The organism is Nitrospiria bacterium (assembly GCA_035517655.1).
Classification (GTDB): Bacteria; Nitrospirota; Nitrospiria; order JACQBZ01; family JACQBZ01; genus JACQBZ01.
The window spans coordinates 26044-45834 of the sequence record DATIYJ010000045.1; the positions used below are offsets into that span (position 1 = coordinate 26044).

Consider the following 19791-nt stretch of genomic DNA (forward strand, 5'->3'; position numbering starts at 1 on the left):
TGCGCTTCAGTCTCGATCTCAATCAAGGCGCGGTCTAGAACTTGTTCAGCACCAGACCCGTCAGCGGTTTTGGATAAAAGTAAGTGGACTTCTGCGGCATGCGGTCGCCGACCAAGACCACGTCCCGGACCTGACCGATCTTGGTGGGGTTGAGAAAGAAGGCCAGGCCGGCCGAACCGCTTTGAACCGTCTTCACGGCCGCTTCTTCGTCCTTGACGAACTGAATCTGATTTTCTTTCTTGGCGGCGGGGTCCGTAATCCCCAGCGCGCCTTCCAGAATGTCTTTTTGAAAAATCGAGACGTCCAACGCCTCCAGAGCTTTGGAGGTCTTGGGCGCAAGTTCCGGCTTGAGTTTCAGAAGGTGGAACGCATTCTCGCTCTTGGCGTACATCCCGAAAACGACGGCGGATCGTCCCGCCGCGGACATCTCATCCAAGAGTTTTTTCCGAACCTGGGATTCCGTGGCGTTATTGAAGTCCAAATGGGTCACGTCAAACGACCGGGCCAGCCGCTGCTTCAGGGTTCTGAGATCGCAGGGCAGCGGGTTCATGATGACGCGGTGAATCGGCAGCAGCGAGATACCGGCGTCATCCATGTTGGAGCAGAAAATAAAAACCGCCTCATACGGTTTCGGACCCGGGGAAGGATCCTTTTCCCGCATCTCTTTCATGAAGTTCAGGGCCGTCTCGTAACGATGATGGCCGTCCGCAATGAACAGGGGATGATCCTTGATGGAGTCGCTCACGGCGTTCAGCACGGACGGGGTCGATATCTTCCAGAGTCGGTGACGGATCTCTTCTTCTCCGATGAAATCGACGAGGGGACGGGCCTCATCGACCGAGCGCTCCAACGCGGCGATCACATCGCCGGCCGGATCGGAATAGAGCATGAAGATGGGACTGGGGTTGGCGTGGCAGGTCCGCATCAGTCGCAGCCGATCCTGCTTGGCCTTCGGAAACGTGAACTCGTGCGGAAAAATCCGGCCCTTTCCGATCTCCTCCAGTTGGACCAACGAGAAGAACCCCCTCAGCGTTTTCTTTTCCTTGCTCGGCAGAACGTAATCGAGTTTGTACAGATACATGGACGGGTCCCTGTCCCTTTGAAGCACCCCCTGTTTGACCCAGTCTTTCAGAAAGGATGCGGCGCGGGTGTAGCGGTTGTTGGTGGGGCTGTCCTCGGGGTTCTCCTTGCCCAATTCCACGCGAATGATGTTGTACTCATGGTTGTGATAATAACGATCCTGCGCCTGGGCATTGATGACATCGTAGGGCGGACAGACCACTTTGCGAAGGTCCTTGACCTTATTGGTGTTGTATCGAACGCCCTGAAACGGCAAGAGAACGGCCATCGAAACTCCTCCGGAACGATGATGAAAGCTCTCCCGCAGCGGAACGGCGGGGCATTTTTGATGCGATCAGCGGAAAACCCTGAGATGATATTTTGGCTCAACCCGCCCCTTCGGGCCGGGTGAGACCGATGCGGCTTCAGCGATAACGCTGCACCGTGAAACGGTAAAGCTCGACCGCATCCTCGGTTAAGATGCCCGCCTTCTGCCTCGCCTCCCGAATCTGTTGCTCCGCGGTTTCGATCCCATCGAGGTCCGGCAGCAACACGCCCCGCTTCGAACCCCGAACAACGAGGACGCCGAATCGTTTCGGGTCCAAATCCCGGGCGGCGGCCGGAACCGGGACCGAGAGGACATCCACAGAACTGTCGATCTCCTTGAACTCTTCCAAGGTCACGGGACTGAAACGAGGGTCTCGGGTAGCCGAGGCGATCGCGTTATGGACCACCTCTTCCGCCGCCGTTGGACGGGCCGGCTGATACGTACCGACACAACCGCGCAGTTGACCGTTTTTCTTCAGGCAAACAAACACGCCCGCCGGCTGTGGGAACATCTCATTCAGGAACGCGGGAACCGGTATCACGATCTGCGTGCTCAGATATTCCAGGATGGCGTCACGGGCCAATTCAACCAGCGGGTGGGCTCTCGGTAAAGGCATAGAAGCCGATTGCGGAATCAATGATCCCGGGAGACGACATAATCGGCGACCACCTCCATCGCGGCCTTGTGGACGGAAGGGTCGAACGATTCAAGGTAACCGGCGGACTTCTGGATATATCCCCGGGCCACGGAAAACGCATACTCGATCGATCCATGACGGTGCATCAGGTCCAAGATTCCATCAAACTGTTTTTCCGACGAGTCGCCCGCGCCGAAGGTTTGCGTCACTTGTTTCTTTTCCTCATACGAACAGTTGCGCAACAAATGAATCAAGGGAAGCGTAACCTTTCCTTCTCTCAGGTCCGCCCCGAGCGTCTTGCCCAAGCGCTGGGTCTGGGCGATATAATCCAGCGTGTCATCCGCGACTTGGAAGGCAATGCCGAGGTTCTGTCCGTATTGATACAGGGACTTTTTCTGATCGGAGGATCCGCCGCTCACGATCCCTCCCAGGTGACAGGAGGCGGCGATGAGGCTGGCCGTTTTATGTTGGATGATGCGAAGGTAGTCCGACTCCGCAATCTCCAGGTCGCTGTTGTAGGCATGCTGGACCATTTCTCCCTCGATCATCTGCGAGCAGGCTCGTTGGAGAACAAGGTTGACTTCTTGGTTGTTCAGACTCAGGCCGTGGGCCACCGCCGTGGCGTAAAGATAATCGCCGACCAGAATACTGGCGTGGTTGCCCCAGAGCGTCCGCACCGTTTTTTTCCCCCGTCGAAGGTTGCCTTCATCGATGACGTCATCGTGGAGCAGCGTCGCGGTATGAATAAATTCCACGACGGCCGCCAACAAAATATGATCTTCGCCCGGCGATGGACAAAGCTTGGACGACAGGATCATCAGGAGCGGCCGAATGCGTTTGCCGCCGCTGTTAAGGATATACTGCGCCACTTGATTGATGAGCGGCACCTCCGATGAAAGGTTTTTTTGGATCTGCGCTTCCACCTTCAGAAGGTCCGGACGGTACCGCTCCCAGATATCTTGAATGGTTGGAAAAGACGAGGTTTTCGCGGAAGGAAACATACGCAGATAGTAGGCCAGGGGTAAGGATTTGTCAAGACAAAATATGGGAACATCCGCCCGCCTTTCCTTGACACCCATCCGACAGCTGCGTATCATGGACTCATGGAAATATGGCGACAAGAAATCGCTTTGAAAGGCCGCTGCGTCACTTTTTTGGTGGGCCAGACCGGGCTCAATCTGGAAACTTCGGCCCGGGTTGAAAATCGCGTGCTCAAGAGTTCTCCGAACTATCCCGACGTGATTCCGAAACAGGCGATCATCCGAACGCAAAAAGGCGAGATCCGGGGCCGGGAGGCCACCTTTGTCGTCAAGGCCTACGTTCCCGATACCGTCATCGTGGAGGCCACCTTCGAATTTTACGATCTCGCCACGGAACCTCTGCTCGAGCTTAACAGCGATCTGCTGCTGGAGAGCCGCCGCATCTTAAACGAGTTTCAGTGCAATCCCGAGTTCGATGAAGAGTACAGCGTCTACTGCATCTCGGATTATCAGGGAGATCCCGAGATGTTTCTGGCGCTCCACGGCGAAAAAATCGCCGCGTTGCTTAAAACGGAGCGGATTCCTTTGGATGAGGAAGAAATCAAGGCGACCCTGCGGTCGAACCTGAAATACGGGAAAGACGACCTGACCGTGGTGGACTGGGACGGGGCCTTCATCTTTGACCCCCAGGGAGACTTCGATGCGAACATCGAACTTTTTGAAATCAGCAACCTTCAACTCCTGAAATCACGAATGCTCGATGAAGAACTGGACGAGCGGTTGAAAACGACCCTCCAGCTGCTCCGACGGCGCCCGGAACAATCGTGGCTCCGGTCCAAGCAGGTCCGGTCGGTGCTGCGGGAGATCATCCAGACCCGGACCACATCCATCCTCGAATCCCAGGCGATCGAGCACAGCATCAAACTGATCGGGGATTGGTACACGGCCCGGCTCTACGCGCTCATTGCTAAAAAGTTCCACCTCGATGAGTGGCGGCAAAACATCAACGAGAAGCTCGACATCCTCGAAGACGTCTATACCATGGCCGCCGAAAACTTCTCGATATCCTTCAACACCACGCTGGAGTTCATCCTCATCGGCGGCTGGTTTATCCTCCAAATCGGGTGGTTTGCGCTGCTGTTCATGGAACTCTACCTTGCGAAATAGACCCGGGTCTTCTCCTTCCCTTCAAAAAAAGCTTGACAAGCCGGGAGCCGGTACTGTATTTTGAGAATCAAAATCAATTTCATCGAATCACCGGGCGGGAAGCGATGGCGAAGGGACCGACGATGGCCAAAGAAGTCGTTCGATTGAAGAACTATCTGGCCCAAAAGCGCCTCAAACTGACTCAACAGCGAGAAAGGATCCTGGAGGCCTTTCTCAAAGTGGATCACATCACCGCCGAGGAACTGCATCGTCAAATCTCCCAGAAGAAGCCCCACCGCATGGGTCTGGCCACCATTTATCGAACCTTGAACCTTTTATGTGAAATCGGCATCGGGCAGCAACGGCATTTTGACGATACCCGGACGATTTACGACAACGTGATCAACAAGAGGCACCACGATCACCTGATCTGTGATAAATGCGATAAGATCATCGAATTTGAATCCCCCGCCATCGAACGGCTTCAGGACGAAATGGCCGCCCGGCACGGCTTTACGCTGAGCCATCACCGGCTGGAGCTTTACGGACACTGCATCGATTGGGAAAAATGTCGGGATTGGCAAAAAACGGCCGGCCGCTGATTTTTAAAAAACGCTTATTATGAAATTGAGAACTATTCTCAGAATAATCGATCGACCGGCTTCGATGAAAAGGACGACGGGCTTCTCCATCGGTCTTATTCTCGGCCTGGGGCTATGGCTCTTTGGAACGGCCGCCGCGGACGATGAGATCCGTCTCGTCATTAAAGATCATCGGTTCTCGCCATCCGAGGTTCGGGTCAAGGCGGATACGAAGATCAAATTGATCGTCACCAACGAAGACCCAACCGCCGAGGAATTCGAGAGCTCCAGTCTCAATCGGGAAAAGGTCGTCCGCCCCGGACAATCCATCACCGTGCTCCTTCCCCCCCTCAAACCAGGCATTTATGATTTCTACGGAGAATTTCATCCGGATACGGCCACCGGAAAGATCATCGCCGAATAGGAAGAGGAGAAAATTCGGATGTTAGGAACGTTTATCATCACGTGGAGAGAAACTCTTGAGGCGGCCCTCATCGTGGGGATTCTTTTAACCTACCTGAAGAAGATCGGACAATCGAATCAATTCCGTTTTGTGTATTGGGGCGCACTGGGGGGAATCCTGACCAGCCTGGCCTTTGCCGGCCTGTCCGATTATCTCTCCGTTTTCCTCCAGGACATCGGAGAAGACATTTTTGAGACGGTCATCTTGTTTCTGGCGACGATCGTCTTGACTCACATGGTGATCTGGATGCATCACAATGCTCGCGAGATCAAAGGGGCGCTTCAACACGAAGCGGAACTGGCGATCTCGGGCAACCGACTGTGGGCCCTGGCCACGCTGGCCTTCGTGGGCGTATTCCGGGAGGGCGTCGAGACGGTGTTATTCCTCTGGGGATTATTTTTGCAAGGGGGAGGGGGGACATCCGCGGCGCCGGCGGTGACGGGCGGGTTGCTGGGCATCGGCCTCGGCATTCTGATGACCTGGCTTTTTTTCAAGGGGTTTGGCCATCTCGACCTGCGGCCCTTCTTCCGGGTGAGCGGGTTCATCCTTCTTTTCATGGCCGCCGGCATGCTTTCCTCCGGAATCGGAAAACTGGTGGCGGTGGGATGGGTTCCTCCTCTGATGGAACCGATCTGGAATACCTCCTGGTTTTTAAACGAACGGTCCTTCTTCGGCTCGCTGGTCGCGGGCATTTTCGGCTACCGCTCCAGCCCGTCATTGGTGCAGGCCCTCTTCTATCTCTTTTACTTTCCCGTCACCCTGATTTGGCTCCGGCGGCAACGCCATGATCTTGCACAATGACCCCCCTGCGCTTCATGATGGCGAGCGGCCTGACGGCCTTTCTGGGCTTGATGATCGGAGGCGCTTTCGAATCCCGTCCGGTCTATGCCCAGGCGGATTGGCAGACGATCGAGATCAAGGCGGAGGAGTATAGCTTCACTCCCCGGAGGATTCAGGTAAAGGCGAATCGTCCGCTCGAATTGGTGATCGAAAACGAAGGGCACGAACCTCATCAGTTCCGGTCGGAACTCTTCCGGGACCAGACGATCGAGGTCGAAATCGACGAAAGCGCCGTTCGGGGCCGGAATATCGACGTGGTCGATATTGCGGCCGGCAAGACGGCCCGCATCAAACTTCTCTCGCCGCCGGCGGGACAGTTTGATTTTCAGTGCCGCATTCCCAGCCATCATGGAATGGACGGGATCATTCAGATCGATGCCGATCCATCACCGACCCCCTAAAGGAGCGACGGAATGTTCAAAATGAAAACTTGGCTGATCCTGGCCGCGTTGCTTGGCTTCGCGTCCCCCACCTATGCGCTCGAGTTCGAGGTCTACCCGTATGAAACACCGAGTCAAGGAGAGACGGAGTTGGCTTACTGGTGGATCTACACCGTGAAGTCCGATAACAGCTACGACTATTTCGGGCGTCGCCTGGACAAACAGGGGCTTCAGCAGCATACCATCGAGGTCGAATACGGCATGACGGATCACTGGACGGTTTCGGCCTACACCGATTTTGAAAAGCCGAACGACGGCGATTTCAGATACGTTCAGGCCCGAGCGGTCGTGTCGCGATACCGCTTCTTCGAACAGGGCGAGCGGTTCCTCGATGGGGCGATCGAGATTGAATACTATCTTCCTCGAGACAAATTCAGCGACAGCGAAGAGATCGAAACCCGTGTCATCTTCGAAAAAGACATCGGCCGACTTTCCATCCGGCTCAACCCGATTTTTGAAAAGGACGTCAGCGGACCGGATGTCAACGAAGGGATGGAATTCGAGTACGCGGCGGGCCTGTACTATCGGGCGACCCCCCGGTGGACGCCCGGATTGGAATTTTACGGCAAGACGGGGGAACTGGGCGATCCAACGCCAAAGGGGCAGCAGGAGCATTATATCTTCCCGCGCCTGGGGGTCAACTTCTACCACGGCGTCAGCCTGGATGTCGGATACGGCTTCGGACTGACCAAGGCCAGCGATGATCAGGTGATCAAAGCCATCCTGGAGTTTGAGTTCCTATAAAAACGATGCCCCCGCTTCCCGTTCTTGGAATCAAATCCCATGCCGCCCAACGACTGAAGAGCGGCCATCCGTGGATCTTTTCAAATGAACTGAGCCGGCGGCCGAAGGGGCTGGAACCCGGCCAATTGGTGGACATCCAAAACCATCGGGGAGAATGGATCGGCCGCGGATATGTAAACCCGCGATCGCTCATCGCGGTCCGCTTGCTGCGGCGAGAGCGCTTGGAGATCGACGAGGATTTTCTGGATCGGAAAATCTCCGGGGCGCAGGCGCTTCGCGAACGATGGCTTGGGGACGAAGAAGCCTATCGGGTGGTGTTCGGAGAGGCCGACGGCCTTCCGGGTTTGATCGTCGACCGATACGGCTCCGTCCTGGTGGCCCAAATTTTGACCGCCGGGATGGACCGTCTCACCGATTTACTGCTCCGAGTCTTCATCAAACGGTTTCAGCCCTCCGCCGTGGTCGCTCGCAACGACACCGCCGCCCGGGAGCTCGAAGGGCTTTCACAAGAAAAACGACTTCTTTATGGCGAAATTCAGTCCCCCCTTGTCATCCGGAAGAACAACCTTTCGTTCGAGGTCGATGTCTGGGAAGGGCAAAAGACCGGTTTCTTTCTGGATCAATCGGAAAACTACCGATGCCTTGACGGGAGGGTCCGGGGCGCGCGCGTCCTGGACGCCTTCTGCTACACCGGGGCTTGGGGGCTCCACGCCGCCCGGTACGGCGCGAGAGAGGTGATCGGCCTGGACAGCTCGGCAAAGGCGATTCGCCGGGCGCGGGACAACGCCGAGCGAAACGGCCTGGCTTCGGTTTGCACGTTTCTTCAAGAAGACGTTTTTGACGCCCTCCGTCGGCTTCACGATGCGAAGGAGCGATTCGATTTCATCGTTCTCGACCCGCCGGCGTTTGCCAAGAGCCGGCAGAAGATCAAGGAAGCGACGCGAGGATACAAGGAGATCAACCGGATGGCCATGAGGTTGCTCTCGCCGGGGGGCGCTCTTGTGACCTGTTCGTGTTCGCATTTGGTCAGCCAAGCGTTGTTTCGCGAGATCCTGGTCTCGGCCGCGGCGGACGCCCAACGATCCTTTTACATCACGGCGTGGCGCACCCAGGGCCGGGATCATCCCATCGCACTTGCGATTCCCGAAACGGAATATCTGAAATGCACGATTCTCCAGGCCAAATAGCGCCCGTCCCTTTATCGAGGCGCCGGCGGCGGGGTCCTGGGCGATCCCGGCAGCGGGTCGGCCGAACGGAAGGATGCTTCCGGAGAAACGGCCCGACGGAGATGATCGAGGAGATAGGGGGTCAGAATCATGCGCCGCTCCGCCGATGCTTTTTCGAGGCTTCGCAGGATGGGGGCGTAGTTTTTTAACGGAAAATAGAAATAGACAAGGATCAGCGTGAAGGCCAGGAACAACACCAGCATCAGAAAAACTTTAATCGGGGGCAGGATTCCTCGGGCCAGTCCTTTAAGCCGGATGCGATTGACGGCATACCCAAAGCGGCTGCGCAAGGGTTCCTTCTTGACCGGATCCAGAACGACCTTCACCGCATCGTACAGCCCGATCATCCAGATCAACGGAACGAAGGGGGCCACGACCACGGCGGCGACGATCATCCACTCGACGGCGATCCGGTCCTCCACGGTAACCAGCATCGGCCAGATGAAGGAGATTGAAAGCGGGACCGTGACGGCGGTGAAGCCCAAAACGGCGAAGATCAAAAAGAAAAAAGCCTTTTTCGGTTGACCGTTGAGAAGCTGCCCCCAACCGGGGACCAGAAGGGAGCAGAACATCACCGGCAACGGATGACCGATCCCTTCAAAGGGCTTGGTCCGGTTTTTATCGGCGGCGTAATAGGCATGGAGGATGTTGAAAATCCAAAAAATCAATCCGGACAGGCCAAAAGCCGCGATCACCATGAAGGCGACCGAACCTGCGATATGGAATGTTTCCAAGAAAGGCGCGAGAAAATTCCAGTAGATGATGAGCAGGGCCGGGATCGAGTAGAAATTCGCCATCAGAAGAACAAAAAGGAATCCCGACTTTATTTCCAGGACATAAAACTGGCCCACTCCCCAGATCAGCAACGATAGCGTGGCGGCCACCGCGGGGCTTTTGCCTTTCAAGGATGGATCAGGCGCGTCCTTGGATGTACCATCTCTGGAAAGGTTTTTTTTAATCGGATCTTCGAGAACCCAGACCTGCTTCGGCATTTCACAAACCCCCGGACGAAGCTCCCAAAAATATAGCAGTGGGGCGCGGACTTGTCTATATTCCAATACCTTGAATTAATGGGTGTAAATTGATGAATGGAGCCCCGAAATGCGAAGCTTGATTCGCATCCTCTTTCAGGTCGGAATAAACCGGTGCGGACAAAATGACCGGGCATGAAATCGGACTATTGAAGGGTTACATGCTGGACCTCGTTGAACAGGCCCGGCAGGAATCGATAACCTACAGCACATCCGGGTACCGGGAACCACCCTATACTCCGGATGAGGCCTTGATGGATTTGCTGGCCATCCTGGACGACCGTCTGGAGTCCGAAGGCCTCCAGGTCGGGCTCTCGGAGGAGTTTCGGCACCGAATGTGGGAGGTCTGCAAGCGCTCTTTAAATCACGTAAAGGAAACATCCTGGCTGGCGGCCAACATCGGCGCGAATCGCCCCACCAAGGCGGAAATTAGATCCGTCGCTTACCGAGCCCTGTTGAAATACATCGAAACCCAGGAGAATTAGGGATCAAAGGACGCTTGGCCTACGCCGACTTCCGGGCCGGACCGTCGTTCGCAGAAAAAACCGCTCGGACTATTGCGTGGGACTCAGCATCGTGCGTTTGACGAAGCGACCTTCTTCATGAGCCAGGGCCTTGTAAAGTTGTTGGGCACAGGCATCGGAACAGGAGGCAAAAATCAAGCGATAACCTTCGTTGTAGGCCCGGGAGTTCAGTCGAAGGGGGGCGGCGAAAAGAGACCGGTTGGAGTGCGACAACGGGACCTGCACAAAAACCTCCCCCGTCTTATACGGTTCCGAATAGCTCGCTCCGACACCGTAAACGGTCTCGTTCAACGCCCCTCCGCACCAGGCGCACTCCCCGGCAATCTGCTCGCTCTTTTTCACTCATCCCCTCCCCTGGGTTATTCCTGGCGGGCCTTGAAGGCCGCCCCTTCAGACAGAAACAACGGCATCAGAGTTTCAAGCCGATCGAAACACCGTCGCGCAACGGCAGGATTGTGGCCGAAAGTTGAGGATCCGAAAAAATTCGCCGGTTAAACTCCCGAATCCCACGGACCGACGGATCGTCCGACTCTTTGACGACGGAGCCGGACCAGAGCACGTTATCGGCGATCAGCAACCCGCCTTTTCGGATTCGGGGAACGGCTTTTTCGAAAGCCATCGGGTAACGGGCCTTTTCGCAATCGATCAGGATGATATCGAACGCGTCCTGCTGACGATCGACGATCTCCAAGGCGTCCCCCACCTCGATCTGGAGTCCGGAAAGCAGACCCGCTCTTTGAAAAAAGTCGCGGGCCAAGCGGGCGTTGTCCTCTTCGTCGTCCGTGTAGACGACCCGCCCCAGGCCGTCCATCCCCTTTAAGAACCAGTAGGCCGAGTACCCGAACCCCGAGCCGAACTCGAACACCCGGCGCGCGCCGATCATGCGGGCCATCTGGCTCAGCAGCCGCCCCACCAGCGGCCCGACGATGGGGAACCGCTGCTTTTCGGCCAGCCGCTCCATCTCGGTCAGAATCCCGTCCCGGGGGGGAAGGATCCGCGTCAGGTAATCTTCAATGTCCGGATGGATGATATCCATGGAACGTCCAACACCCCTTTCTACCAAACCGGTTCCGATCGCTTCACCAATAATGTTCTGACCCGCGGGTCCAGCGGCAGGTCCGCCGCCATGGCCCGGGCGCGGGGGCTCATTTTGGACCACGTGCCCTCCAGGATCCGTCCGATCTTCGCCTCATCCCATTGGGTGATATAATCCTCCAGCTTGATTTCGAGGAAGGCCAGGGCATCGGCATCCTCCACGAGTTGCGTATCGGGATCTTTGGGAAGGCGGAGCCCCGTAATGATGCGATGGACCTCGCGGATCGTCGTCTCCGGATAACCGATCCGTCTTAAAATCTCGGACGCGGCGTCGGCGGAATGGGCCGCCGTCGCCGCGCGCCATTGACGATAGCCGCCGGCATCCATGCGATACCGGTTTCGGGGAACCTCCCAACGCCTCAAGGTATGCGAACGCGCCGCCAGCCGGACCGCTTCGGACGCGGAGGCATCGAGCCGTTCGATCCAGGCATAAACCGTTTGCGCAAAGATGAATTCGCGGGCGTACGGCTTCCCGCCGACCCTCTGCCGCCGTGGATCCCGACGGTTGACGCGGTCGAATTCGTTCAGGGCTTTCTCAAGAAGAGTCTGCGTCTTCATCGGAGCGCGTCAACAATACCGGTGAGAAAAAAATGCGCACTGAAGCGGTTCGTAAGCCGAGTTCTGTGCCCCTTGGGATCGCTCCGCCGGGGCGGCGATCATTTCTCTGGGATCCCGATTACTCGGGACCTCAAGCAACCAACCCGTTCCGCCCGGAATGAATTCGCTTCAGACGGGCCGTCCTAGGGTCCTTGGAGGACCAGGCGGAACCTATTTGGTCTTGCTCCGAATGGGGTTTGCCGTGCCCCCGCCATCACTGGCGGGGCGGTGAGCTCTTACCTCGCCGTTTCACCCTTGCCCGAATGCGTCCGAGATGACTGGAGCTCCCCTGCCATCTCTTCCGCACCGTCGGCGGTCTGTTCTCTGTGGCACTTTCCGTCCCCTCGCGAGGCCTGGGCGTTACCCAGCATCCTGCCCTCTGGAGCTCGGACTTTCCTCACCCCGCGTGCTCGTGCGGGGCGCGATCGCCTGAACCACTTCAGTGCGCAACTCTACTATACAGGGTTTGGAGGCCCTCCTGCAAGTGCAACGCACTCACATCCGGATCTCTTCCGAGAACCTCAATTCCGACTCGTCCGTGATTTCTTCCAGGCAGGTGAAGCAGGTGAACGGGAAGGCATCGACCGGCAGGGCGCAGGCCTCGGCCGTCAGGGTGTCGGTCTCCACGGCCGGGCCGCTGCAGGTTTTATGAATGAGCACGATCACGGGTTCGTTTCCTTCGGCATCGGCTACTTTTGATTGGTGATATCCTCGATCGCCTTGAGGCGGCCGGCTTCTTCCTTTTTCAATTCCTCCGCCTTTTGCCGGGTGGAGGAAATCGACTCGCTCCCTTCCGAAACGTCGCCGTTCAATGACTCGGCCTGGACGCGGATAAAAATAAAATAACAGAGATAGGCCGAGAGGATCACAATCGCCATCATCCCCAGCCGGAGCGAGATTTTCACGAATGCGCTCTCGGATCGTTTCCGCAAAAAGCTCAAGCCCCACAGACTCACGACCAGAACGGGCAGAACCCCCACGAGGATCAACCGGTATCCCGGAGGCTGGCGACCGACCCATTCCCGAACCCGGGCCGAAAACGACGCCGCGGGTTGCGAAGCCGAAAGCGGCTCCGGCATTTTGATCTCCGGCGGCAGTTCGACGGCCTTCGCGGACGAGCGGTATTCGGCCGGGACGCGGGAAAGATCATCCGTAAATACCTCGACGCCGTTTCGATCCACGTATCGGTAAATCGGCGGAGGGGACCCCTTTCCGGAACCATTCGCGCCGGCGATCGATCTCCCCGACGCCGAAAACGCGACGGCAAACAGGACAAACAGGATGAGGAGGACGCGTCTCAATTCGCCATCCGCAACGGGATTATAGATTCGTCGGACTGCTCGGTGCCTCGGTCCCCAGGACGCGTTCGGCGGCCCGGGCCATTTCGGCGTCGTGCTCGTGATTCAGGGTAAAGATCCGGCACTGAACGATCTTGGCCGGGATGAAATCGAAGTACTCCCGCAAGATCTCCTTCGAAACAACCTTCGTGGAAGGATCGTAGACGTAGATCTGGAACTCCCCCATGCTCAGGGGATTCAGCGGCCTCGGATCCTGGTTGGCCATGTCGACTTTGAACGGGAGTTTCTTCAAGGATGCCGGAAGCTGCTCGCGGATTCGCCGCTCCACCGTTTCCTGCTCGAGGAACGTTCGGCCGCGCTCGCCGCCGCGGGTGGGAAGGGTAATGTCGTAGGCCATCTTCCATTTCACGTCCCGGTGGAAGATCAACTGCCACTCGTCGTACAGCTTCCGTTTTTTGGCGTCCGAAGACCGCTTCCACCGACGGATCTCTTCCAGCAAAGACCATTCGGTCAATTGGAGATATTCCGAACGGCGCTTGATCGGATGATAAGGGAAGATCCTCCGGATCGTGTCGTGGAAGATGTCGCGCAGATGCAGGTCGATCGCCCGCGTTGTCCGATGGTAATACACATTCGAATAGAGGTAAAGGCGGGTGTTTAAAAACATCTGCAGGGCCGAGAGCCCTGTCTTGTGAAGCGTGAGACCCTTGTCCGTGAAAAACGTGTAATGGATCAGCCGCCGGATATCGACGGGACCGACCGCCACGCCGCACATGTAGGAATCGCGGAGCACGTAGTCCATGTTGTCGGCGGTGTAGATTCCGCCCAGGATCGGCTGGAGGAAAACCAGCCAGGGTGGGTATTTCGCGCTGTTCTTTTGCGGATCCTTGAGGATCAAAAAAGCGACATGGTCCGGGTTGATCTCCTCTCCGCGCCCGAACGGGCCGGAAGGACTGCGGCGGATCCGCCGGATCAGGCTTCCCAGTTCGTCCCGGATGATATACTGGCCCAGAATCTCATGCGTGATCCCGTACTGGGCCAGGAAATTATCGTCGAAGAAATGGCCGAACGGGCCGTGGCCGATGTCGTGGACCAGGGCCGTGACGCGGAGCAGCTCCTCGATGAAATTCTCGGACGGGCAGTCCGGAACGATCTCGGTCAACGAGGCGTAGAGATGCCGCGCGAACCGCCCCGCGACGTGCATCGCGCCGATCGAATGCTGGAAGCGGCTGTGCTCGGCCGAGGGGAAGACCCAGCGGGCGCTCTGGAGCTGGTAGATATACCGGAGCCGTTGAACCCACGGCGAGTCGATCAACTGTTTCTCCGTGATTTCCGGCTGCGGGTCCGGATAGGGAACCGTGAAGGTGATGTATTCATGGATGGGATCGGCGATCAGCGCGTGGCCTTCGTACAGAGAGCCTTTATACATGCGACGTCTCCTGCGCCCGGTGGCGGAGATAGCGGTACTCCTTGATGAAGTAATAGGCGCAGGGATACACGACGATGCTCGCGGCGATCCCCAGCAGGGTCGTCCCGAGAAGAAACGGCTTGAGGTAGGGCTCCAACTGGGGGATGGCGTTTACAATCGTGAGATCCTGCCAATGGATCGGATGCAGAAGCTCGTGCCGGCCGTAGATCTTGATCCCGATCCAGAGACTGGTCCCGAAAATCGGGGCAAAGGTCCAGGGGTTGTTGAACAACGTTCCGAGAATGACCGCCACGGGATTCAGCCGAAGCACCCACGCGAGAAAGAAGGCGCTGATGAAATGGAGGCCGATAAACGGCGAACAGGAAATAAAAACCCCCAGGGAAAAAGCCGCGGCGATCCGGTGAGGGTTGTCATCCAGATGCAGAATGTCCTTGACCTTGTTCCGCCAGTAGGAAATCGTGATCATAAACGGCCAAAGTGCTCGTAGCCCCTCACGCTCAAAGGAACCGCGCGGCTCTCCTTTCCGATCAGCGTGATTCCGCGGCTTTTGGAAACAACGGTGCCGATCGGGGTTACGGCCAAGGCCATCCGTTTCGCCGCGGCTTCGACCGCCGCAACTCGTTTCCGGTTCACCGTAAAAAGCAATTCGAAATCCTCCCCGCCCCGAAGGGCATAGTCCGCCGCGGACCGGTTCAAGCGGCGGGCATAGGAGGCCAACGCGGTCGAAACCGGCAGGCGGTCCCAGTCGATCCGGGCCCCCGCCCGACTGGCCTCGCAAAGATGCCGCAGGTCGGAGGCCAAACCGTCCGAGAGGTCGATCATCGCCGTGGCCCATCCCCGCCGGCTCAGCAGACGGCCGAATTCCACCCGGGGAACGGGAAAGAAATGACGACGGACCAGGCGCGACTCCAGGGCCGGGGAGTTCGGGCGTTTTTTCATTTTTAAAATTTCCAGCCCCGCCCGGGAATCCCCCAACGTGCCGGTCACATAGATCCGGTCGCCGGATCGTGCGCCGGAACGGGGAACGGCGGCGCCACGTCCGATCACTCCCAGCATCATCACCGTGATCGAGATCCCTTTCGGGGAGCCGGAAACGTCCCCGCCGATCAACGCGACCCGATAGCGGCGGGCCAAGGCCAGCATCCCGTGATAGATTTCGTCCACGGCCTTCACCGGCGTTCGGCCCGGCGCGGCGAGACTGACCAGGAAAGCGACGGGCCGGCCGCCCATCGCGGCGATGTCGCTGAGATTGACGGCCAACGCCTTGTACCCGATCTGGCGGAAGGAACTGTAGGCCCGATCGAAATCGACCGCCTCCACCAACGTATCCGTCGTGACGATCCAATCCCGGTCGGAGGAGGTCCGGAAAACCGCCGCGTCATCGCCCGGTCCGATGGAAACAAAGCGGGGCGGCGATGGGATCCGCCGAAACAGGCGACGGAGGAGACCGAACTCCCCGAGTTGGTTCAGCGTCATGCGATGGATCGAGGTCTCACGCGTTCGCTCTTCCCGGACCGGTCGCGTCCGCGCGCCGAAATGGCCGGCGCCAACACCTTTTCCCGGCGGACCTTCTGCGCCACGGGACGCTGAACTTTGGAGCCGGCCGCCCGCCGAAGGGCCGCCGGAAGAACATCGTCCATGGTTTCGGCAAAGACAAACTCCATCCCGCGACGGACGTGTTTGGGCACTTCCTCCAGGTCCTTTTCGTTGCGCTTCGGCAGGATCACGGTCTTGATCCCGGCCCGCCGCGCCGCCAGAATTTTTTCCTTCAACCCGCCGATGGGCAGCACGCGTCCCCGGAGGGTAACCTCCCCCGTCATGGCCACGTCCCGGCGGACCGGCACGTTGGTAAACACGGAGGCGAGGGCCGTCGCCATCGTGATCCCTGCCGAGGGCCCGTCCTTCGGAATCGCGCCGGCCGGCACGTGGATATGGATGTCGTTCTTGGAAAATAGATCCGGTTTGATGCCCAACGTCTTTTCCCGGGACCGGATGTAGCTCAAGGCCGCCTGCGCCGACTCTTTCATGACATCCCCGAGGTGGCCGGTCAACATCACGCCCCCTTTTCCCTTCATGAAGGTGGCCTCGATATAGATGATGTCTCCGCCGGTCTCGGTCCAGGCCAGGCCGGTCGCCACGCCGATCTCGTCTTTTTCCTGCTCGGCCTCCGGAAGATGTTTCGGAACCCCGAGGAGCTTGTGGACGTTGGCCGGCGTGACGGTGAAATGCTTCTCCTTGCCCTCCGCGATCTGCCGCGCGATTTTTCGAAGAACGGTCGCCAGCTCCCGCTCCAGGTTCCGGACGCCGGCCTCCCGGGTGTATTGCTGAATGATCGACCGAACGGCCGGGTCGGTAAGGGTCACGTTCTTTTCCGTAATGCCGTGCTCCGTCAACTGCCGGGGGATGAGAAAATTGCGCGCGATGCCGAGCTTCTCCTCCTCGGTATATCCGGAGAGTTCGATCACCTCCATCCGGTCCCGCAGCGGCGGCAGGATCGTATCGGTGATGTTGGCCGTGGTGATGAACATCACGTTGGACAGGTCGAACGGCACGCCCAGATAATGATCGCTGAAGGCGTTGTTCTGCTCCGGGTCCAACACCTCCAACAGCGCGGCGGAGGGGTCGCCCCGGAAATCGGCCCCGACTTTATCGATCTCGTCCATCATGAAGACCGGATTGTTGGTTCCGGCCTGCTTGATGCCTTGAATCAATCGACCGGGCAGGGCCCCGACGTACGTCCGGCGATGCCCCCGGATCTCGGCCTCGTCGCGGATACCGCCCAGGGAAATGCGCACGAACTCCCGTCCCAGCGCCCGGGCGATCGATTTCCCGAGCGAGGTCTTCCCCACCCCCGGCGGACCGACGAAACAAAGGATCGGGCCCTTCATCTTGTCTTTCATCTTCCGGACGGCCAGATACTCGAGGATCCGCTCCTTGACCTTTTCGAGGTCGTAATGATCCGTGTCCAGCACCTTGGAAGCCGCTTTGATGTCCAGATTGTCCTTGGTCTTTTTGCTCCACGGCAACTCCACCAGCCATTCCAGATAGCTCCGGACCGTGGAGGCCTCCGCGGAGTCGGGATGCATATGTTCCAACCGCTTGAGCTGCTTGTCGGCCTCCTTGGATACCTTCTCGGGCATCTTGGCCTCTTTGATCCGCTTCCGGAATTCCGTCACCTCCTCGGCGCGCTCATCGACGTCGCCCAGCTCCTTTTGAATCGCCTTCAGCTGCTCCCGAAGGAAATATTCCCGCTGGGTCTTGTCCATTTCGCCCTTGGCCTCGGCCTGGATCTTCTGCTGCATGTTCAGAACGCCCAGCTCCTTGGCCAGAATCTCGCTCACCTTCTTGAGGCGCTCGGTGGGATCGAGGATCTCCAACACCTCCTGGGCCTCCTCCACCTTCAAACCCAGATTCGAAATGATCATGTCGCTCAGGCGGCCCGGGTCGTCCAGATTCTCGATCACCACCAGGACCTCCGGCAGCACGAGTTTTCCGAACGTGCTGATCTTTTCGAGCTGTTCTTTGACGGTCCGGATCAGCGCCTCCAACTCGAGCGGCCGCTCCTCGATCTTGGGCTCGACGATTTTTTGGATCCGGACCCGATAATACGGTTCCGATTCGACAAAACTCAGGATGCGGGCCCGCGTGAGGCCTTGTACCAGGATCTTGATCCGGCCGTCCGGAAGCTTCAGCATCCGCATGATCATCCCGACGGTGCCCACGGTATGGATGTCCTTCGGGTCCGGATTTTCAACATCCAAAACCTTCTGGGCGGCCATCAGAATCATCCGGTTGCCGGCCAGGGCCTCGTTGATGGCGCGGATCGACATCTCCCGCCCGACGAACAGGGGAAGAACCATGTAGGGGAAGACGACGATATCCCGCACCGGAAGGAGCGGAAGCGTCTCGGGAATCTCGATCGGTTGCTGCATCGTTTCTTTGTCTTGTTCTGCCACGTGAATGACCCCCTTGAGGAGTTAAGTGATTTCGACGGTGATTTATTTGATCTCGATCTTGATCGCCCGCTTGCGCCGGTCCTCGATCTTCGGGAAGCGAAGGACCAAAACGCCCTGCCGATAGATGGCCTCGGCTTTCTTCGGATCCACGGCAAACGGAAGATGGATGATGCGGCGGAAATCTTCAAAACAGCGCTCCATCCGCAAATAATGTCCGGCTTCCTGCCCTTCGCCCCGCTGGCCTCTCCGGCCTTCGATCGTCACCTGATCGTCCGCCAGACGGACCGCGACCTCGCCGGGTTCGATCCCCGGAAGATCGGCTTCGATCACAATCGCATCCGATTGCTCGTAGATGTCCACCAACGGGGAATCCGTCTCGCCCACCATGTCCCGGCCTTCTTTCCCTCCCGCGCGCAAGGCCTTCGGAAGCAATCCCAAGGGATTTTGGATGATCTTCATATGAAAGAACGGATCGTTCGGCACAAGGAGGATCTCCCGGATTAGGCCTGCAACTTCAGACTCTTGAGATACTTAAGGAACGGCTTTCCCAAATCCGGACGTTTCAACCCGAACTCGACCGTCGCTTTTAAAAAACCCAACTTGTCTCCGGCGTCGTAGCGCACCCCCTGGAGTTTCTTGCCGTACATCACCCTTTGCCGAGCCAGGATCCGAAGGGCGTCGGTCAGCTGGATCTCCCCGTTTTTCCCGGGGGGCGTTTTTTCCAACGCCTTAAAGATTTCCGGCGTCAGGATGTAACGACCGATCACGGCCAAATTGGACGGGGCCTTCAGGGGCAGGGGCTTTTCGATCAGGTCTTCGATCCGGAAAAGATCCGGCTCGATCGGCTCGGCCTTGATGACCCCGTACTGATAAACCTCGGACTTGGGCACGGGCTGGATGCCCACAATCGGAGCTTGAAGCCGTCCATAAACCTGGATCATCTGCTGGATGGCCGGGACCGGAGCGTCCAGAATGTCGTCCCCCAAAATCACCGCGAAAGGTTCATTCCCGATCAAATGCCGGGCGCACAGTATGGCATGACCCAGACCGCGCGCATGCCTCTGGCGCACGTAACAAAAATCGGCCAGGTCCGCGATTTCCTGGATTTCCTTTAAGAGGCCTTTTTTCCCGTTCTCGCGAAGGTTTTCCTCCAGTTCAAACGAAACGTCGAAGTGATCTTCGATGGCCCGCTTTCCCCGGCCGGTGATGATGATGATCTCCTGAATGCCGGCCGCGACCGCCTCTTCCACGACGTACTGAATCAACGGCTTGTCCACCAGCGGAAGCATCTCCTTTGGAGAGGCTTTCGTGGCCGGTAGAAACCGGGTTCCCAACCCCGCCGCCGGGATGATGGCCTTGATCACGTTGGACGAGGTCATGAGCTCCATTCTACTGAGAGGATCGACGAAAAGTCAAC

23 protein-coding genes and 1 other RNA gene are annotated in these 19791 nt (G+C 57.9%); 8 read left to right on the forward strand and 16 right to left on the reverse strand.

Going from position 1 to position 19791, the window contains the following annotated elements; genetic code table 11:
• Nucleotides 1-34: 34 nt before the first annotated feature.
• The 3 genes from VLY20_08955 to VLY20_08965 all read right to left on the reverse strand — a co-directional run bounded on the left by VLY20_08955 (nt 35) and on the right by VLY20_08965 (nt 3025).
• Nucleotides 35-1348: a DUF1015 domain-containing protein gene (locus VLY20_08955; GenBank protein ID HUK56770.1), complete on the reverse strand. Its 1314-nt coding sequence runs from the start codon at nt 1346-1348 to the stop codon at nt 35-37.
• 136 nt (nt 1349-1484) lie between these two features.
• Complete coding sequence (amrA, locus tag VLY20_08960; protein ID HUK56771.1) at nt 1485-2003, reverse strand: AmmeMemoRadiSam system protein A; 519 nt, start codon at nt 2001-2003, stop codon at nt 1485-1487.
• A 17-nt stretch (nt 2004-2020) separates the two neighbouring features.
• The gene (locus VLY20_08965; GenBank protein HUK56772.1) at nt 2021-3025 is read right to left on the reverse strand and encodes a polyprenyl synthetase family protein; all 1005 of its coding nucleotides are present in this window, start codon (nt 3023-3025) and stop codon (nt 2021-2023) included.
• Between the two features lie 102 nt (nt 3026-3127).
• Here VLY20_08965 and VLY20_08970 point away from each other — a divergent pair, with 102 nt between their 5' ends.
• The 7 genes from VLY20_08970 (at nt 3128) to VLY20_09000 (ending at nt 8405) form a co-directional block, all read left to right on the forward strand.
• On the forward strand, nt 3128-4171 hold the full coding sequence (locus VLY20_08970) for a hypothetical protein (protein HUK56773.1): 1044 nt from the start codon (nt 3128-3130) through the stop codon (nt 4169-4171).
• A 104-nt stretch (nt 4172-4275) separates the two neighbouring features.
• Nucleotides 4276-4752, forward strand: coding sequence for a Fur family transcriptional regulator (locus VLY20_08975; protein HUK56774.1), 477 nt, complete (start codon nt 4276-4278; stop codon nt 4750-4752).
• A 64-nt stretch (nt 4753-4816) separates the two neighbouring features.
• A complete protein-coding gene (locus tag VLY20_08980) occupies nt 4817-5155 on the forward strand; it encodes a cupredoxin domain-containing protein (GenBank protein ID HUK56775.1) in 339 nt (112 codons plus the stop codon).
• Between the two features lie 18 nt (nt 5156-5173).
• The gene (locus tag VLY20_08985) at nt 5174-5995 is read left to right on the forward strand and encodes an FTR1 family protein (GenBank protein HUK56776.1); all 822 of its coding nucleotides are present in this window, start codon (nt 5174-5176) and stop codon (nt 5993-5995) included.
• On the forward strand, nt 5992-6435 hold the full coding sequence (locus VLY20_08990; protein HUK56777.1) for a cupredoxin domain-containing protein: 444 nt from the start codon (nt 5992-5994) through the stop codon (nt 6433-6435). Before VLY20_08985 ends, VLY20_08990 begins: the two co-directional genes overlap by 4 nt.
• Nucleotides 6436-6447: 12 nt before the next feature.
• Complete coding sequence (locus tag VLY20_08995) at nt 6448-7218, forward strand: hypothetical protein (GenBank protein ID HUK56778.1); 771 nt, start codon at nt 6448-6450, stop codon at nt 7216-7218.
• A 5-nt stretch (nt 7219-7223) separates the two neighbouring features.
• Nucleotides 7224-8405, forward strand: coding sequence for a class I SAM-dependent rRNA methyltransferase (locus VLY20_09000; GenBank protein ID HUK56779.1), 1182 nt, complete (start codon nt 7224-7226; stop codon nt 8403-8405).
• Between the two features lie 11 nt (nt 8406-8416).
• Here VLY20_09000 and VLY20_09005 read toward each other — a convergent pair whose 3' ends face one another.
• The gene (locus VLY20_09005; GenBank protein ID HUK56780.1) at nt 8417-9436 is read right to left on the reverse strand and encodes a hypothetical protein; all 1020 of its coding nucleotides are present in this window, start codon (nt 9434-9436) and stop codon (nt 8417-8419) included.
• Nucleotides 9437-9600: 164 nt separating this feature from the next.
• On the opposite strand from VLY20_09005, the gene VLY20_09010 reads away from it, so the two are divergent.
• The gene (locus VLY20_09010; protein ID HUK56781.1) at nt 9601-9960 is read left to right on the forward strand and encodes a hypothetical protein; all 360 of its coding nucleotides are present in this window, start codon (nt 9601-9603) and stop codon (nt 9958-9960) included.
• Between the two features lie 69 nt (nt 9961-10029).
• Here VLY20_09010 and VLY20_09015 read toward each other — a convergent pair whose 3' ends face one another.
• The 12 genes from VLY20_09015 to galU form a co-directional block, all read right to left on the reverse strand.
• Entirely contained in the window at nt 10030-10341 is a 312-nt protein-coding gene (locus VLY20_09015) for a hypothetical protein (GenBank protein HUK56782.1), read from the reverse strand.
• A 67-nt stretch (nt 10342-10408) separates the two neighbouring features.
• A complete protein-coding gene (locus VLY20_09020; protein HUK56783.1) occupies nt 10409-11035 on the reverse strand; it encodes an O-methyltransferase in 627 nt (208 codons plus the stop codon).
• A 20-nt stretch (nt 11036-11055) separates the two neighbouring features.
• Nucleotides 11056-11652 (reverse strand): DUF4202 domain-containing protein, encoded by a 597-nt coding sequence (locus VLY20_09025; GenBank protein HUK56784.1) that lies wholly within the window; start codon nt 11650-11652, stop codon nt 11056-11058.
• 37 nt (nt 11653-11689) lie between these two features.
• Nucleotides 11690-12132, reverse strand: an RNA gene (rnpB, locus tag VLY20_09030) — RNase P RNA component class A.
• 54 nt (nt 12133-12186) lie between these two features.
• Complete coding sequence (locus VLY20_09035) at nt 12187-12357, reverse strand: hypothetical protein (protein HUK56785.1); 171 nt, start codon at nt 12355-12357, stop codon at nt 12187-12189.
• Between the two features lie 23 nt (nt 12358-12380).
• Nucleotides 12381-12992 carry a hypothetical protein gene (locus VLY20_09040; protein HUK56786.1) on the reverse strand — a complete coding sequence of 204 codons (612 nt, stop codon included), beginning with the start codon at nt 12990-12992 and terminating at the stop codon, nt 12381-12383.
• Between the two features lie 19 nt (nt 12993-13011).
• Nucleotides 13012-14418 carry an HD domain-containing protein gene (locus VLY20_09045; protein ID HUK56787.1) on the reverse strand — a complete coding sequence of 469 codons (1407 nt, stop codon included), beginning with the start codon at nt 14416-14418 and terminating at the stop codon, nt 13012-13014.
• Nucleotides 14411-14884 carry a DUF2062 domain-containing protein gene (locus tag VLY20_09050; protein ID HUK56788.1) on the reverse strand — a complete coding sequence of 158 codons (474 nt, stop codon included), beginning with the start codon at nt 14882-14884 and terminating at the stop codon, nt 14411-14413. Before VLY20_09050 ends, VLY20_09045 begins: the two co-directional genes overlap by 8 nt.
• Complete coding sequence (gene thiL / locus VLY20_09055; GenBank protein ID HUK56789.1) at nt 14881-15894, reverse strand: thiamine-phosphate kinase; 1014 nt, start codon at nt 15892-15894, stop codon at nt 14881-14883. Before thiL ends, VLY20_09050 begins: the two co-directional genes overlap by 4 nt.
• Complete coding sequence (gene lon / locus VLY20_09060; protein ID HUK56790.1) at nt 15891-18374, reverse strand: endopeptidase La; 2484 nt, start codon at nt 18372-18374, stop codon at nt 15891-15893. The genes thiL and lon overlap by 4 nt, the downstream gene beginning before the upstream one ends.
• Nucleotides 18375-18416: 42 nt before the next feature.
• The gene (locus VLY20_09065) at nt 18417-18857 is read right to left on the reverse strand and encodes an Hsp20/alpha crystallin family protein (protein HUK56791.1); all 441 of its coding nucleotides are present in this window, start codon (nt 18855-18857) and stop codon (nt 18417-18419) included.
• Nucleotides 18858-18874: 17 nt separating this feature from the next.
• On the reverse strand, nt 18875-19753 hold the full coding sequence (gene galU / locus VLY20_09070; GenBank protein ID HUK56792.1) for a UTP--glucose-1-phosphate uridylyltransferase GalU: 879 nt from the start codon (nt 19751-19753) through the stop codon (nt 18875-18877).
• Between the last annotated feature and the right edge of the window lie 38 nt (nt 19754-19791).